Here is a 17,172-nt window from a genome sequence, read left to right as displayed (position 1 = left end):
CAAATGACAATTCAATTAAATGAAAACTATATCATGAGCCTTTTAAATCAGCTTTTGAACACGCCTAGTCCAAGTGGATATACACATCATGTGATGGAGCTGATTCGTAAGGAAGCCGAAAAGCTAGGAGTACCCCTCGAATGGAATGCAAAAGGCGGTGCTATCCTGACTCTGGAAGGTCAAGCAACGGACCGTACAGTGGCGCTTAGCGCGCATGTGGATACATTGGGCGCAATGGTACGTTCGATTACAGCACAAGGTACCCTACGCCTGACATCTGTGGGCGGCTTCATGATGAACAGCATTGAGAACGAATACTGCCTTATTCATACCAGAAGCCGACAAACCTATACGGGCACTATTCTATCCAGCCACCCATCTGTGCACGTCTATGATGATGCACGAAGCTTTGAGCGTAAGGAGAGCCATATGGAGGTACGGATTGACGAGCTTGTCGAGTCGAAAGAAGACGTGCTTCAGCTCGGTATCTCGGTGGGCGATTTTATTTCGTTCGATGCGCGCCCAGTCGTAACTCCCAGTGGCTTTATCAAGTCGCGGCACTTGGATGATAAAGCCAGCGTAGCGGCACTGTTTGGTTTATTAGAATCATCTGTACATGGAGGCTGGAAGCCTCGACATACTGTTAAATTGCTCATTTCCAACTATGAAGAAGTGGGGCATGGAGCGGCTTACATACCCGAAGGTATTAGTGAGATGATTGCTGTCGACATGGGCTGCATAGGTGAAGATCTAAGCTGCAAGGAAACGGACGTTTCCATCTGTGCCAAAGACTCCTCAGGTCCTTACGACTACAACATGACAACCCGTCTGATTGAGCTGGCTAAGGAACTGAATATTCCGTATGCGGTAGATATTTATCCACACTATGGCTCAGACGCTTCGGCTGCGCTTAAAGCAGGCAATAACATTCGTGCTGCACTGATCGGACCTGGCGTACACGCCTCTCACGCAATGGAACGCACGCATAAGCAGGCCGTAGTGAACACTGCCCGTCTGCTCGCGGCTTATGTAACAGCTTAACCATTTTATGCTGCATGGAAAACAGGTGCACATACTTCTATTTCTACAAAAAAGCAAGCCTCCATCTAAATGGAGACTTGCTTTTATTTTTAAGATTTACTTTGTTCAATTTGCTCGGCTAGCTCATTCAAATAGGTCCAGCGTTCCATTTGGTACTCTAGATGCTGTTCTGCCTTGGCTTGCTCAGCCATGAGCTCCTGCAACCGTGCCGAATCGCTGAAAGATTCCTCCATCTGTCGCTGAATATCGGCCAATTTCTGTTCGGCTTGTTCAATCAGCTCATCAATCTGCTCATATTCCCGCTGTTCCTTAAAGGTAAATTTAAGCTTGGGTTTACTTGTCCCTTTGACTGAATCGGAAGAACCCGCAGACTTAGGCGTAGAAGAACGATTCGAGGAAGCCGTCCCCGTCGAGTCAAACGTATTTGCAGAAGATTGAGCATTTTTACTGATCCATTCTGCATACTCGCTATAGTCGCCTACATGTACACGTACTTGCCCATTCCCTTCGAATGCCAGTATTTTGTCCACGGTCCGATCCAGGAAATAACGATCATGAGAAACGATAAAAACTACGCCCGGGAACTCATCCAGATAGTCTTCCAAAACGGAAAGAGTCTGAATATCAAGATCATTTGTCGGTTCATCCAACAATAGTACATTCGGTGCGGACATAAGGACACGTAGCAGATACAAACGACGTTTTTCGCCCCCAGATAAACGAGAAATAACCGTCCATTGCGCGCTTGGTGCAAACAGAAACCGTTCCAGCATCTGCGCAGCTGTAATCGTCGAACCGTCTGCCGTACGAATCACTTCGGCTTCTTCCTTAATATATTCAATGACACGCAAGGATTCGTCCATTTCCTGATGTTCTTGAGTAAAATAACCAAGCTTCACAGTCGGCCCCAGTACAACACTGCCGGAATCTGGTTCTACACGCTGAGCAATCATTTGGAGCAGAGTGGATTTTCCACTACCGTTAGGCCCCAGGATGCCCACACGATCACCAGGAACCGCAATGTAACTCAAATCCTGAATCAGCTTGCGGGAATCTACCGATTTGGACAGCTCCTCGATCTCCAGAATCTTTTTACCCAGGCGTGTGGAGGCGACGGACATATCTACAGATCCAGAACGAGCTTCCGGTTGCTGATCCCTGAGCTGCTCATAACGGTCAATACGCGCTTTCTGCTTGGTCGAACGTGCCTTTGCTCCTCGGCGAATCCAGGCCAGCTCATTACGCAGCAGGTTCTTCCTTTTTTGTTCCGATGACGCTTCCCGCTCCTCGCGTTCTGCCTTCAGCTCCAGAAAACGGGTATAGTTAGCCTCATAACGGAAAAGGCGACCATGATCCAGCTCTAACATGACATTAGCAACTCTATCCAGAAAATAGCGATCATGCGTGATCATTAATAACGCACCGCGTCTTTTTTGCAAATATTGCTCCAACCATGCAACGGAATCATTATCAATATGGTTGGTAGGCTCGTCCAGAATGAGCAGCTCACAGGGTTGGATCAAAGCCGCAGCCAAAGCAACCCGTTTACGCTGACCACCGGAGAGAACGCCCATTCGAGACTCAAACTGGGTGATCCCCAGTCGGGTAAGTATATTTTTGGCCTCGCTCTCCAGCTGCCATGCTTGGAACGTATCCATTTGTTGGCTTGCTCGCAGCAGGCGGTTTTGGAGCTCCTCGCTACCCGGATTCAACTCCAGTAACTCCATGGTTTCCGTATATTCACGCACTGCTTTCATTTCAGGCTGATTGCCATGAAAAATATGCTGGAGTACCTTCATTTCAGGATCAAACTCCGGATTTTGTGCCAGATACTGAATTCGCACATCGTTGTTCACTGCAATATTACCCTCATCTGGCGGCTCTAAGCCGGAAATTACACGTAAAAACGTTGATTTTCCAGTGCCATTTACACCAACAACCCCTATTTTGTCACGCTCATCCATACCAAAGGAAACATCCTCGAACAATATTTTCTCGCCGTAGCTTTTTGTTATATGTTCAACGGTCATAATATTCATTACAGATTCCCTACTCTTCCCCAATTTTGTGATGCATCTTGTCTATTTTAACACAGACACAGCCAATGATTAAAAAAAACCGTTAGCTGAACAATGCCAGTACGGTTTTCAAAGACAACATGTCAGGATTTTTGTACTCCAGCTTCACAGCCATGCATAAATAAATTAGCTGCCAATGCAGCCGTCTGATCCACGTCACATTCACGGAAATCTTGATTCAACAAAATATCCATTTTTAGGCGTTCCATCATACCAATGAATGCCTTCGCATGAAATTCGGGCTGCAATACACCCTCTGACGCCAGTTTATTTTTGACCAGATTGGTATAGTCCTGAATAAATCCCCGCATAAACTCTATGAGATCGGGATCACTATTCGGATTCATAAAAAATAATTTAGTATGCTGCTTGCGTTTGTAATAGTAGTGGAGATGCAAACTCGCCATTCGCAGCAATCCCTCTCCCAAAGTACGATTGACTAATGCGTCTTGCATTTCGGCTAGGTATTGTTCGCAATCTCTACGTGTGACTGCTGTAAATAGCTGCTCTTTACTTTTAAAGTACAAGTATACCGTGCCTTTAGCAACACCTGCTTGTTCTGCAATTTCGGAAATTTTGCTTTCATAAAAGCCTTTGGTGCCGAAGACAGTGTAAGCAGCGTTCAAAATAGCTTCATATTTATCTCCGTGCATTTCACCCATCTTTGCACCTCCTGAAAACATGATTGAAGCACGCAGTTATTCCCTAGAGCGATCTCCAGCCCCGTGTTCAGAGTATAAAGAAAATGCCTGCAAGCGCGACCAATCCTCCGAAAATAGAGCTAATACTATTTACCCGATCATTGCTCATCCAATGCCAGCCTCGCATATAAACTGTCGTTTGTCCACAATGTGTGTCTACTTCTACTTCCCGCTTGCAAACTGGGCAGGAGCGCATCAATTGCACCGTAGCACCAAGATAAGAATCAGCAAAAGCTCCGGTACTGCCGGATATTCCCCCAATCAGTGCCCACAGCCATAACGGCAATTCCGGCATTCCTACGGTGTGTCCAAAGCCCCATACTCCAATACCGATCAGTATGCCACCAGCCAAGGCCGCAGCCGTTCCTAATACAGATACTCCTCCTGAGGTTCCGGGTGCCAGCACCTTCCCGGTAAGCACCGAACGAGGCGGCTTACGACTCAGGCTTCCAAATTCCGTTGCCCACGTATCGGAGGTGACCGTAGCCATAACACCGACAAATGCCAGTTGCCAGGCAACATGAGGCCATATCGCATAACCTAGGCATAGCAGCATGCCTAATCCCCCATTAGCCCATACTTGCCCTGCATCCCGATTGCCTGTTTTGGCATACGATTTTTCGAGCTCAGCCTTGCGTTCCTTTTTGAACCTCGACAATAGGGTGGACGTGATAAAGAATAAGAGCAATGTACCAAACCAAAACAGGTTGCCCGCCCCATAATACACAGTTCCCATCAGTACAGCCGCAGCAAAGCCGGATAAGGTTAAAGACTTTTTATAAAATGCAGCCCCCGCCACTACAGCAGCGGAAAGCAATCCGATGATCCAGTCCATGATATACCCCCGCATTTGAGATGAATCTCTGTTTTTCGCTTGTAGTTCTGTATATCATTGTACAATGCTGTACGCTTATATAAAAGCCGTGCTCCATGCTTTCGCACAGGACACGGCCTTCACAAGACTTTTTTAAGTATCTTTATTATTGCCACTGTAGATTAGCCGATGGTGAAGCTTCCCTGACGCTCACTCCCCCAGTAAAGCTCAAAGTGGTCCCCGCTCGTTGTAGGCCCTACACCTGCCGGAGTGCCAGTAAAAATAATATCTCCCTTACCTAGTCCATATTGAGTTGCTATATATTCAATGATGTGCTGGATGGAAAAGATCATGTCCTTGACATGCCCACGCTGCACCTCTTGTCCATTTTTGAATAAGGAAAAATCCTGCTGCTCCAATATGTCCAAGCTCTCCAAAGGCAAGAACGGTGTCACAGGTGCAGACGATTTAAAGCCTTTAGCAGCAGTCCATGGATGGCCTTTTTTCTTGAGCGTACTTTGTACATCCCGCAGGGTAAAATCAATGCCAAATGCAAAAGCGTTCAGACACGCATCTGCGGTCATGCCTGGTTCGTAGTTACGGCCTACAGCGACAACCAGTTCAGTCTCAAAATGAATATCTCCCTTACCTTGAGGAAGCTCCAGCGCAGCACCATCCAGCGGCACAACCGCATGAGATGGCTTCAAGAAAATCATTGGTTCTGTCGGAACCTCATTCCCCAGTTCCTCCGCATGCAACTTATAATTGCGTCCGACACAATAAACATTATGAATTTCTACGTTCATTACGATCCGTCACCCTTCCGCGTATGTAGTCCAATTGATTAACGAATAAGTTTACGTATATAGTGCCACATCCGGGGCTTAGAAAGCAAAAAAACCTGCTCCCAGCGATCCGGCCAATTAGTGCAAATCATCAATTCAGGATGTAATAAGGACAATCTCCGCATGATACGCCGGTCATCCACCGTCCACGCCATGACCGTAATACCCCGTCCGATCAGATCTTTCAAGAGCTTTCGGTCTATCCGTGGATAGCCAATAGATAAAAAAGAACATTGCAGATTTTCTAATTGCTTTGCCAAATCGTCTGGACGGGCATCGATAATCAGTCCAGTACGGATTTCGGGTGCCAGTTCTTTTGCTCGGCGCAATGCCGCACGCTCAAAAGAGGTCAAGACCACCTCAGCCTCCATCCCCCTCATTATAATTTCACGTAGGACGGCTTTCTCCAGTCCGGGATACATATCACCAGCAGTTTTGAGCTCAATATTGAGCGATACACGCCCCTGGCACAAGTCAAGCACTTGGGCGAGGGAAGGAATAGGTTCCCCGTGATATTGTGCATTTTTCCAGCTACCTGCATCGAGTCGTTGCAATTGTTTCCAGTCTGCATCCTTTACTCGTCCCGTACCGTTCGTCGTTCGCTCCAGCGTAAAATCATGAAAGACCACAGGAACACCGTCCTTTGACAGCTGTACATCCAGTTCAATCCAGTGCACAAAAGGCTGTTCCAGCGCAAGCTTAAAAGCTGCCATCGTGTTCTCAGGAGCAATTCCCGAGAAACCGCGGTGAGCCACGCACAAATGATCCATCTCGTTATGACCTCCATTCACAAAGGAGTCGTTCATACAATCGTTCCGTCCATGTCTATATTGACAATTTCTTTCTTACTGCTACTGAGCGCTTACCGTACCATCTGCACCTATCGAGACATTACTTGGTGACAGTGCCGCTACTTTCTGCAAAATGTTGCTGGCCTCCACATCTTTCAATGGGATCGGTTGACCCAGCTCCGCCCGGTAAGGGGTCAGCTTCATCTTACAGTCCCCGTTTCGGGTACAGGTGGCCTGAAATATCGCTGTATCCCAAGTGGCTGGCACCGTTGATTTAGAAAAAATAAAATTGCCTGTGCTGTATGCAATCCATTTGCCTTTATATTGCTCCATCCCTTGCAGCACATGAGGATGCCCGCCAATGACCAGATCGGCCCCAGCATCAATAAAAGCGTGAGATAACTCCGTTTGATGAGGTTCAAGTGTAGTTGCCCGCTCCTTGCCCCAATGGGCAACCACAATCACCAAATCAGCCTGATTTCGTGCCTCACGAATGGACTTTACGATAGCGGTCGAATCATAAGCCCCTGCTACACCGGGCTGTTTGGCACTCGCATTCCAGTTGGCTTCAGGCATGACACGTGTAGCCCCCAACAACGCAATTTTAATTCCGTTACGTTCAAAATAATGCGGCGCATACGCTTCTTTAGCATTGCGTCCAGCTCCAGCATGGGCTACACCCTTTTCATCCAAATATTTCAGGGTATCCAGTAATCCGCTTGTCCCCTGATCCAAAATATGATTGTTGGCCAAATTTACAGCATCGACCCCTGCCGCTGCCATTGCAGTTAGCGCCTTGGGCGAAGATTTATACACATACGTTTTATTTAACGCACCGACGCCATTAGTAGTCACTGGTGTTTCCAGATTGGCAATCGTCAGATCGTCTTTATGAAACAAACTTCCGAGATATTGGTATGGAAAATGAAACCCGTTCTGCTCCAACCGCTGCTCAACTTTACCAGAGAACTGCACATCCCCTATGAAGTGAAGGATAACTGCTGGAGAATTCCCATCGTCCGTGTTCGATTTTCTGACATCCTCCGTTCCCCTCTTCTCGGTGGGTGCATCATCGTTGTTTACATCCTTATTTGGCGAATCCTCCTGTGCTTGCCCGTCTTTCTCCGAAGATGATTTTGCTCCTGAAGAGCTGCCTTCGGAGGCATTGGTGTCGGGCGTTGTTACGGGACGACTGCTTGTGTCTGGAACAGTAGAGTCCTTCGTTTCCTTAACATCTTCACTTCCTGAGGGAGTAGAATTCTCATCATTAGCAGACCCCGTTTGGATGTTCTTTTCAGTTTGCGAATACTTGGCGTTTTCCGCAAGAGAACCACTACTATCGTGTTCAAATATGTAATAATAACCGAAAAGTCCTACAATCATGAACAGCAAGACCAGATTCGTAATGATCCATGCCTTTCCTATTTTTGGTTTTCTTGCTCTCTTTCGACCTTCATTTCTCTGTGACCTGGGAGGGTACATTCTTCACTCCTTCTATGCTATTCCATATACATGCATTCCTTATTAGCTGGCGACTTTTACACCTTCTCCATTATATATCAAATTTCTATATAAATAGAACCCCTCGCCTGGATCGCGAAGGGTTCATTATCGAACATTTATACCTGGACCTTGACGGCTTCCTGTTGTGCTGTGTGGACAGCCTTGGAGGCCCATTCCTTAGCCTGACGGATGCAGTCCGGCAAACCGATTGCATCATAGCCAGCGCCTAAAACGTACACCCCTGGCATCGCACTGCGTAGCTCTTCCCGCAGATTAGCTATAGCTTGTGGGTGCCCTACCGGGTATTGCGGCATGGAATTACGAAGACGTGTAATTTCCGTGAACAGCGGAGTTGCTGTAACTCCCATCATCTCTTTCAAATCCTTACGTACCACCGCAATCAGCTCATTATCCGGTAAGTCTACTGTTTCTTCAGCTCCTGCTCGCCCTACATAACAACGCAACAGCACCTTATCATCCGGGCTGGTATGTAGCCACTTGGCGGACGTCCAAGTACAAGCTGTGACACTACGTCCTTCTTTGCGAGGAACCAGAAAACCGGAGCCGTCAAAGACGTTCTCAATATCTGTTTTATCAAAGGCCATGACCACGTTCGCTACGGAGACGTAATTAACAGCTTCCAGTGCAGACACATTTACATGATCTCGCAATAGCGGCGCAGCAGCAAAATTGGGAGTCGTTACAAAAATATCATCTGCCTCCAGCGTCTCTCCATTGTCCAACATAACGCGATAGGGACTTCCTTTAGTTTCCGTTGTCTTTGTGAATTCTGTAACAGCAATTCCGGTGCGTAAATCACAGTCGTACAAATCATTCAGCAACGCATGCACCAAACTTTGCAAGCCTTGACGGAAGGTCAAAAAGGCGCTTTTTTTCGTACCCGTATGTGTTTCAGCTGGTTTTCGACCTGTCCTCATCCCGTGAATAAGGCTTCCGTATTGCTGCTCCACCTCTGCAAACTGTGGAAAAGTTGCCTGCAAACTTAGCGTCTTCATGTTGGCAGCATAGATTCCCGCCAGCAGTGGCTCGGTTACATTCTCTAGCACTTCTTTGCCCAGTCGGCGTTCAATAAAATCACCCAGCGCCTCATCTCCCGGTTCACGTCGAGGCGGAATGACAAAATCCATCATAGCCCGCATTTTTCCACCTAAAGAGATCAAGCCACTGCGTAAAAATGGTTTTAGCTCTGTTGGAATGCCCAGCACAAGCCCAGGAGGCATCGGATGAAGCTGACCTTCATGCAAAATATATGTCTTTTTAGCTTCAGGGTTCGTGCTTACCAGCTCATGGTCCATCTCTAACTCTTTTGCCAGATCTATCATAGCCGTTTTACGGGCCAGAAAGGAATCTGGCCCCTTTTCTATGACAAAACCATCTTTATGCAATGTTTCAATTTTTCCGCCCAGCACGGGAGCTTTCTCCACCAGCGTAATTCGAGGTGTGTAGCCAGCTTCTTTGTACATTTTTCGTGTATAAAAAGCAGTGCTAAGCCCGGTCAAGCCTCCACCTACAATTACAATATTACGTAACTTTTGCTCCATTATGTCCTCATCCCTTTTTCCATTGGTCTATGATGACATCACTAAGCGTCTCCATATACAGTGGGTCACTGTTGAGTGAATCAATACGCTGAAAACGCATATCCAATTCTTTTGCCAAAGCCTGTGCTTCAATATCCAGGTCGTATAACACCTCTAAGTGATCAGAAACAAAGCCAACTGGCGCAGCCAGCACATACTCCACTTGCTCTTCCTTAAGACTGTGCATGGTATCCAAAATATCTGGTCCCAGCCACGGTTCAGCTGTACGGCCGGCACTTTGCCACGTAAACTGCCAGTTGGTAATTCCCGCCTTATCCGCAACAGCCTGCGAAGTAGCCATTAACTGCTCCACATATGGATCACCCATAGCCAAAATCCGCTCAGGCAAGCTATGCGCACTGAACAGAACACGAACCTCGTCCCGCTTGGCTCCCGCTTCTTCAAAAAGCGCCAGTTTTGCGTTCACACGCTCAGTCAGCGTCTTGATCAGCTTGGGATGAAGATAATAGCTCTCCACAAATGATATGGCCAGATCCAGTTCCTGTGCCTTAGCCTGTGCACGCTTGATATAAGAGCCTACACTCATAACGGAATAATGCGGAGCCAGCACGACACCCACCGCCGTACGAATGCCATCTTGCACCATCGCTTCGACACCGTCCTCAATAAACGGCTTGGCGTGTTTGAGCCCCTGATAACAGACAAATTCTATGTCCGGGTTGCGATTTTCCTGATTTAAGGTTTCCTGCAAGTTGTGGACCTGTCGATCTGTATTCTGACGCAACGGAAACACGCCACCCACAATGGCTTCGTAGCGATCTTTTAATTCTTTTAACTGCTCCGGCGAGGGAGCATGACCACGGCGAATATGTGTATAATACGCTTCAACCTGGTCCAGACTCTCAGGCGTCCCGTAGGACATGACCAGTACACCCACTTTGGTTTTCATTAGCAGATCCCTCTTATCTTTTCTAGTTGTGTTCATTTTTTGACAAAACAGAGCGAGAATACTCATGTACATAATCGGTAAGCTCTCTTAGCTTATCTAGCGAGGCTTCAGGAAATAAGCCGTGACCGAGATTGAAAATATAGCCCGGCTCCAGAATGCCTTCATCTACAATTTTTTTTGCATACTGCTTGATCACATTCATCGGCGCAGTAAGCACATAAGGGTCCAAATTGCCCTGCACTCCAAAACTGTTACCCAAGCGACGACGGCCTTCAGGTATACTTACCCGCCAGTCCAGTCCAATCACATCGGCTTTTACCCCGCTCAAATGCGGAAGCAATTCACCAGAGCTTACGCCCGGAAAATAAATTTTAGGCACATTCAGATCAGATAACTCATGGAAAATACGTACAATGGTCGGCAACACAAAAGTTTGAAAATCATAAGGCGAAAGTGCACCTACCCAGCTATCAAACAATTGAAAAGCCTTGCCACCGTTAGCGATATGGGCCCGCACGTATGTAATAACCATATCCCCTAGCTTATCCATCAAACGATGCCATAGTTCAGGCTCTCCATACATCATCGCTTTGGTGCGAATATATCCCTTGGAGGATCTTCCTTCTATTAAATAGCTGGCAATAGTAAAAGGCGCTCCAGCAAACGTGATCAATGGCACGTTCAACTCACGGTCTAAAATACGGATAGTTTCCAAAATATGACCCAAATCGCGTTCAACATCAATCGGACGCAAGTTGTCTACGTCTGCAGCTGTACGGATCGGATTATCAATAACCGGGCCAATATTTTTGACAATATCAAAATCAACCCCTAGCGAGGCTACAGGATTCATAATATCAGAATATAAAATTGCAGCGTCCACCCCAAGCTTGCGCACGGGCATCAACGTTACTTCTGCGGCCAACTCGGGCTGGCGGCAAATTTCAAGCAGCGTGTATTTTTCCTTAATTTTGCGATACTCAGGGTCATACCTTCCGGCCTGCCGCATGTACCATACGGGAATATGATCCACAGCTTGCTTGCGGCAAGCGCGGATAAAAGTATCATTGTAGGTCATGACTTCAGCCTCCAGTTCGAATCATAAATACTATATTTTATTATGCCCTTTTTCAAGAGTCGTAACAACCGCCGCTCTCAAACAAACCATGACAAACCCATGACATTTGGATAAAGTTTCAATGAAGTGTGCTATACTAGAGAAATGGCTTTTTTAAAGCTCCGGGAAAGTTATACATGAATAAGTACCTTTACAACAGGATGAGAATGGCAGAAAGGAAGTGAAAGCACATTGAAAACGTGGGAGACGTGGAAAATCAATCTCATTGTGCTTTGGTTCGGTCAGTTTCTGGTCAATGCGGGAATTACAATGATTACTCCGTTCCTTGCCCTATATTTGGCTCAAGACCTCCATGTGAAGGGCGAGCACGATATAGGACTGTGGGCAGGAGTTATTTTTGCAGCTAACTTTTTGACCTCGTTTATATTTCAGCCATTATGGGGTAAGCTGGCCGACCGATATGGACGTAAAGTCATGCTGCTTCGCTCAGGCTTTGGCATGGCCCTGGTCATCGGATGTATGGGTTTGGTCACCCACCCATGGCAGCTGCTAGTGCTTCGCCTGCTAAACGGTACAATTTCAGGTTTCAACCCGGCTTCTATTTCCCTAGTGTCAGGTACCACTCCCAAAGAGCGAACCGGCTTTGCTATGGGAATTATGCAGTCCGGTCAAATGGCTGGCACAATTCTCGGCCCTTTGCTAGGCGGATTTTTGGCTGACTGGGTCGGGTTCAGACCGATCTTTTACATTACAGGAGCTCTTATTTTCCTAGCCTCTCTAATGGCAATGTTTTTGGTTAAAGAAAATTTCAGCAAAGCGGAGGCCGCGCGAATTCCACAAATTTCGGTTCTTGCCGGATTAAAGGAGCTAAGCCATACGCCCCAGCTTCCGGCTTTGTTCACCGTGACGTTCTTACTCCAGTTTGCCATGATCAGTACAGTTTCTCTGCTACCTTTGTATGTGCAAAAGCTATATGGCTCGGCAGAAGGAATTGCACTGGTTGCCGGGTTCGTTACCGCTATTACAGGCGTATCGAATATGGTAGCCGCACCGCTCCTTGGACGATTAAGTGACAAAATAGGAGCACACAAGATCTTGACCATTGCACTACTCGGAACGGCGATTATGCTCATTCCGCAAGCTTTTGTCAATGAAGTATGGCAGCTTGTCATTATCCGTTTTTTCATGGGTGTGTTTATGGGCGGTCTGCTACCAAGCGTAAATGCGCTGATTCGCACCTATACACCGGAAGGAATGGAAAGCCGCTCTTTCGGATTCAATACCAGTTCACTGGCGCTCGGGAATATGCTGGGTGCGGTCATTGGCGGAGTGCTTTCCGGATTTATCGGCATCGAAGGACTGTTCATCATGTCTGGTGTGCTGCTGATTGTCAATATAATCTGGGTACGTATGAAGCTTTTTGATCGTAAGGCTACGCCTCATTTCAGGTAAGACAACCTTCGGGTAGGACAGCCTGTCTTAACAGACAAGAACCTCCGCTCCACGCTGTGGATAAGGAGGTTCTTTTTGGTATAGCTACATTCAAGGGACGCCCGTTACTTCACTCGTGCCAACGCCAAACCATCATAAGCCGGCAAAAGCGTACTGACTAGCCGTGGATCCGTTGCTATCGTTTCGTTAAAACGTCTCACGGCCTGTACGGCAGGTCCGTTCTTGTCGGTGTTCAGTGTGCGTCCCCGAAGAAAACAGTTATCTCCTGCAATTATAGCGCCTGGATTGGCCAGTGCAATCGCATACTCCAGATACACTGGGTAATTTTCCTTATCCGCATCAATGAAAAAAAAGTCAAAAGTCTTTCCTTCTTCCTGAAGCTTCTTCAGGCTGTCCGCTGCGGGTCCAATACGATACTCGACACGATCACCGTAGCCATTGTTTTTCATATGTTGATGAGCCAACGCAGCGTACGCTTCTTTCAGCTCCAGGGACACGATGCGACCTTTCTCTCCCAGCCCACGGGCCAGGCATAATCCACTGTATCCTCCTAATGCTCCGATCTCCAGTACCTGCTGTGCACCAGAGACTTCAATGAGAAAGGTCAACAACTTTCCATAGGGATGAGCAACCGATACCTCCGGCATCCCTTCTTTAACAATAGCCTCCCTAATGCTGCGCAGCGCTTCATCCTCCTGTACCAGCTGGTCTACATATTGTTCAGGTGTCATATTGGGTGTGATTTCCACGTTTCATCTCTCCTTCTTGCTTTATCATAACGCAGGTTGGACACGGTGTCCTTCGTAAATTATTTGCCTTAACGATTTGTCTCTTCGAGTACAATGACCTATACTATAGGGATTGAACCAAGCTTACATGATTATGAGACGGAGTGAATACGTTTAATGACTCAACTGCAACTAATTGCAACTGCGCCGATGGGACTGGAAGCCGTTGTGGCCCGAGAACTCAGAGAACTGGGGTACACGGATCTGACCGTCGAGAATGGCCGCGTCGTTTTTTCCGGAGATTATAAGGATATATGCCGATGCAACCTGTGGCTTCGCACATCTGACCGCGTTCTTATTAAAATGGGCGAATTTGCTGCAACTACCTTCGACGAGCTGTTTGAGGGTACCAAAGCATTGCCTTGGCAGGATTGGATTCCTGTAGATGGTGAATTTCCCGTAGAGGGACGTTCACACAAATCACAGCTTAGTAGCGTACCAGCCAGTCAAGGAATCGTCAAGAAGGCGATTGTAGAAAAGCTCAAGGAAACCTACCATACAGACTGGTTTGCTGAAGATGGTCCTCGTTACGTCATTGAGGTCATCCTATTGAATGACCGTGCGCTGATAACGCTGGACACAACTGGTCCAGGACTGCACAAACGAGGCTACCGCAAGCTTGTTACAGAGGCGCCTCTCAAAGAAACAATGGCTTCCGCTCTTATTCAGCTTAGTCGCTGGAGCCCGGATCGACCATTCTATGACCCATGCTGCGGTTCCGGTACTTTATTGGTCGAAGCTGCTATGCAAGCCTGGAACATTGCTCCAGGTCTGAGACGTACCTTTAACTCGGAAGACTGGCCTGTCATTGGCAGAGAATTATGGAATCAGGCTCGTGACGAGGCGATGGATCTGACTCGTGATGACATTCCTTTTGAGATTGCAGGTAGCGATATCGACCCTAGCGCTATACAAGTTGCTGAAGCAGCTGTAAAGGCAGCAGGCTTTGCTAAAGACATCTCACTAAAGGTGCTGCCTGCCAGCAAGGTTAGACTTGAGGGCCAGTATGGTGTGATGATTACAAATCCACCTTACGGCGAAAGACTGAGCGAGCAAGCCGAGGTGGAAAAGCTGATCCGTACACTTGCACGCACGGCAGCCGAAATGAAGACTTGGTCCTTCTTTGCCATCAGCTCCACCAAGCAATTTGAGCATTATTGGGGCCGCAAAGCCGATAAGCGCCGTAAGCTGTTTAACGGCCGAATTGAATGCCAATACTATCAGTATCTGGGTCCTCTGCCTCCGCGCCGCAAAGATACTTCACCGTTGCAGTCCTAAATGTTCGAGCTATAGGCCAGGAAACGAACCCTTTGTTCGTTGTCCTGGCCTCATTTGTGCTGTATCTTCTTTACTTAATCATTGAAATGCGCAGGATGAGCGCTATAATAATTAAAGGCATTTCGGTTTTAACATTACGTTAATGTGTAGTTTATACTAGCCGAACATTTCTGCCGGAGGGGGTAAAGTGTTGGTTATTCGCACGACCAGTGCAAGACGCACTGGTAACATGTTCAGCAGACTGCTGCTGTCTCAATATTTCGGTTTAGTTCTGTTTTTTTTACTTATGATTGGCAAGCTTGTACTGATTCACTATAACCTGCATGCCCAAAATATTGACATGAATCCGCTGGATTATGTCATTGCTATTGGTTCCCTGTTGCTTGTAAGCTTTTGGACCTTGTGGCTGCCACGTCGCGGACGTTTGATTGCTCTTGTGGTGCTCGATATATTGCTCACCGCGCTCATTTATTCCGACATGGTTTATTATCGGTATTTCCAGGATTTCATTACGATTCCCGTTTTGCTTCAAGCTGGACAAGTTGATTCTCTGGGTGGAAGTATCGCATCTCTTATGTACTGGTGGGATATTTTCTTTTTTGCAGACTGGATTTTATTCATTCCGTATGTCATATTCGTAGCTTCCTTACGGCGTCGGTTTACAACGAATGATCATTACTTAGAAGCATCACGAAACTCTTTCACTAAAAGATTTCTGCTTCGCTTCTCCAAGGGGGCATTGGCTTTCCTGATTGGCTATGTTTTGACATTTGGACCGATCAAAATATATACCTCCACTTGGGCAACCGGCATATTTGTCGGCAACTGGTGGTCAATGGCCTTGTACAACGTAACCGGATTGATCGGATTTCATGGATATGATATCTACCGCTACGGTCAGGATCATCTTGGGCCCCAGCCTACATTGGCTCAGGTGGAATCTGATAAGGATAAGGAATGGTTCAATCAACACCAGAAGTTACTTCAGGTAAAAAATGACCTATACGGCAAGTATAAGGGCAAAAATGTGATGGTCATCCAAGCTGAAGCGTTCATGAACTTTTTTATCGGCAAACAGATCAACGGTCAAGCAATTACGCCTAACTTTGACAAACTGACGAAGGAAAGCATGTATTTTAATAATTATTTCCATCAAACTGCGCAGGGTCGTACTTCGGACGCGGACTTCTCTACCCACGCTTCGCTGCATCCGCTCCCTACGGGTTCTGTATTTATCCGTTATGCGGACCATAAATTCGATACGTTGCCTTCCATCTTGAAGGATACAGGTTATAGTCCTAATGCGTTTCATGTGTACGACAGCAGCTTCTGGAACCGTTACACGATGTATAAGGCGATGAACTACGACAAGTTCTACAGTAAAAAGGATTTTAAAATAGATGAGCCTCTCGGCTGGTCCCTGGGAGACAAATCCTTTTTTAGACAAACGCTCAACGATCTCACAACCGAAGTTAAGCAACCGTTCTACGCCTATATGGTCGGTATTTCGAGTCATCATCCGTACAACCTGTCACCTGACGCTGTAGATTTGGATGTTGGCGAGTTTGAAGGTACGATGTTCGGAGACTACCTAAAATCCGTCCATTATGTGGATGAGGCTTTGGGTGAATTGGTAGATCAGATGAAGAAAGACGGATTGTGGGATAATACGATTCTGATGTTCTACGGGGATCACGACAATTCCATTAAAGACAAAGCACTGTATGAAAAGTTTTTAGGCAAGCCTCTTACAGATCTGGACATGCAGAAAATCATGAATCAGGTGCCATTACTTGTGCATCTTCCTGACGGAAGCCAGGCAGGCACGTATACAGAACCGGCAGGACAGCTGGATCTAACGCCTTCCGTAATGCATCTACTTGGGATTTCTACAAAACCATATCATTTTATGGGTAACGATCTGTTTAGTGGAAAACCTCGTATGGTTGTGCTGCGTACTGGCGCTTTCACGGATGGACGAGTGTACTACATTCCATCTGAGGACGGTACATTCTCCAAGGGAACCTGTTACAATCTGAGTACAGGTCAACCTACAGATGTGAATGGCTGCGGACCAGGCTATACTGAGGCTCTCAATCGATTAAAGATATCCGATCAGGTCATCACATACGATCTTGTTCGCGAATGGGAGACTGAAGCAAAGAAGTAACAAGGATATCGATTGCATAACTACCTGATATATAACAAAAATCCCGATCCATCGCTTGTTAGGGCTGTGGATCGGGATTTTGTGTTGACAGTCATTTGACTGCGCTTGTTACCATTAACAAA

14 protein-coding genes are annotated in these 17,172 nt (G+C 46.8%); 4 read left to right on the top strand and 10 right to left on the bottom strand.

The window, feature by feature from the left end:
- The first annotated feature begins 3 nt into the window (after positions 1–3).
- The gene (locus tag ACU1JV_RS10380) at positions 4–1,041 is read left to right on the top strand and encodes a M42 family metallopeptidase (RefSeq protein WP_413985915.1); all 1,038 of its coding nucleotides are present in this window, start codon (positions 4–6) and stop codon (positions 1,039–1,041) included.
- Positions 1,042–1,130: 89 nt separating this feature from the next.
- Here ACU1JV_RS10380 and ACU1JV_RS10375 read toward each other — a convergent pair whose 3' ends face one another.
- The 9 genes from ACU1JV_RS10375 to hemE form a co-directional block, all read right to left on the bottom strand.
- Positions 1,131–3,080 (bottom strand): ABC-F family ATP-binding cassette domain-containing protein, encoded by a 1,950-nt coding sequence (locus tag ACU1JV_RS10375; protein WP_434954375.1) that lies wholly within the window; start codon positions 3,078–3,080, stop codon positions 1,131–1,133.
- Positions 3,081–3,202: 122 nt separating this feature from the next.
- Entirely contained in the window at positions 3,203–3,781 is a 579-nt protein-coding gene (locus tag ACU1JV_RS10370; protein WP_413985913.1) for a TetR/AcrR family transcriptional regulator, read from the bottom strand.
- 67 nt (positions 3,782–3,848) lie between these two features.
- The gene (locus tag ACU1JV_RS10365; RefSeq protein ID WP_413985912.1) at positions 3,849–4,655 is read right to left on the bottom strand and encodes a DUF92 domain-containing protein; all 807 of its coding nucleotides are present in this window, start codon (positions 4,653–4,655) and stop codon (positions 3,849–3,851) included.
- Between the two features lie 161 nt (positions 4,656–4,816).
- On the bottom strand, positions 4,817–5,440 hold the full coding sequence (locus ACU1JV_RS10360) for a fumarylacetoacetate hydrolase family protein (RefSeq protein WP_413985911.1): 624 nt from the start codon (positions 5,438–5,440) through the stop codon (positions 4,817–4,819).
- Positions 5,441–5,478: 38 nt separating this feature from the next.
- On the bottom strand, positions 5,479–6,249 hold the full coding sequence (locus ACU1JV_RS10355; RefSeq protein ID WP_216975613.1) for a glycerophosphodiester phosphodiesterase: 771 nt from the start codon (positions 6,247–6,249) through the stop codon (positions 5,479–5,481).
- 81 nt (positions 6,250–6,330) lie between these two features.
- Positions 6,331–7,752 (bottom strand): CapA family protein, encoded by a 1,422-nt coding sequence (locus ACU1JV_RS10350; RefSeq protein WP_413985910.1) that lies wholly within the window; start codon positions 7,750–7,752, stop codon positions 6,331–6,333.
- 137 nt (positions 7,753–7,889) lie between these two features.
- Positions 7,890–9,335 carry a protoporphyrinogen oxidase gene (gene hemY / locus ACU1JV_RS10345; RefSeq protein ID WP_413985909.1) on the bottom strand — a complete coding sequence of 482 codons (1,446 nt, stop codon included), beginning with the start codon at positions 9,333–9,335 and terminating at the stop codon, positions 7,890–7,892.
- A 7-nt stretch (positions 9,336–9,342) separates the two neighbouring features.
- Positions 9,343–10,284 carry a ferrochelatase gene (hemH, locus tag ACU1JV_RS10340; protein WP_016819709.1) on the bottom strand — a complete coding sequence of 314 codons (942 nt, stop codon included), beginning with the start codon at positions 10,282–10,284 and terminating at the stop codon, positions 9,343–9,345.
- Between the two features lie 22 nt (positions 10,285–10,306).
- Positions 10,307–11,362, bottom strand: a complete 1,056-nt coding sequence (gene hemE / locus ACU1JV_RS10335) for a uroporphyrinogen decarboxylase (protein ID WP_413985908.1) — start codon at positions 11,360–11,362, stop codon at positions 10,307–10,309.
- A 231-nt stretch (positions 11,363–11,593) separates the two neighbouring features.
- On the opposite strand from hemE, the gene ACU1JV_RS10330 reads away from it, so the two are divergent.
- Complete coding sequence (locus tag ACU1JV_RS10330; RefSeq protein WP_413985907.1) at positions 11,594–12,814, top strand: MFS transporter; 1,221 nt, start codon at positions 11,594–11,596, stop codon at positions 12,812–12,814.
- A 104-nt stretch (positions 12,815–12,918) separates the two neighbouring features.
- Here the strand turns inward: ACU1JV_RS10330 and ACU1JV_RS10325 are convergent, their stop codons facing one another.
- Positions 12,919–13,563 carry an O-methyltransferase gene (locus ACU1JV_RS10325; RefSeq protein ID WP_082689639.1) on the bottom strand — a complete coding sequence of 215 codons (645 nt, stop codon included), beginning with the start codon at positions 13,561–13,563 and terminating at the stop codon, positions 12,919–12,921.
- A gap of 156 nt (positions 13,564–13,719) precedes the next feature.
- On the opposite strand from ACU1JV_RS10325, the gene ACU1JV_RS10320 reads away from it, so the two are divergent.
- Together ACU1JV_RS10320 and ACU1JV_RS10315 are read left to right on the top strand one after the other, a co-directional pair.
- Positions 13,720–14,880 (top strand): THUMP domain-containing class I SAM-dependent RNA methyltransferase, encoded by a 1,161-nt coding sequence (locus ACU1JV_RS10320; RefSeq protein WP_013370466.1) that lies wholly within the window; start codon positions 13,720–13,722, stop codon positions 14,878–14,880.
- A 187-nt stretch (positions 14,881–15,067) separates the two neighbouring features.
- Positions 15,068–17,050 (top strand): LTA synthase family protein, encoded by a 1,983-nt coding sequence (locus tag ACU1JV_RS10315; RefSeq protein ID WP_413985906.1) that lies wholly within the window; start codon positions 15,068–15,070, stop codon positions 17,048–17,050.
- Positions 17,051–17,172 lie beyond the last annotated feature (122 nt).

Source organism: Paenibacillus sp. T2-29 (assembly GCF_052921365.1).
This window is presented reverse-complemented; position numbering and strand designations above follow the sequence as displayed.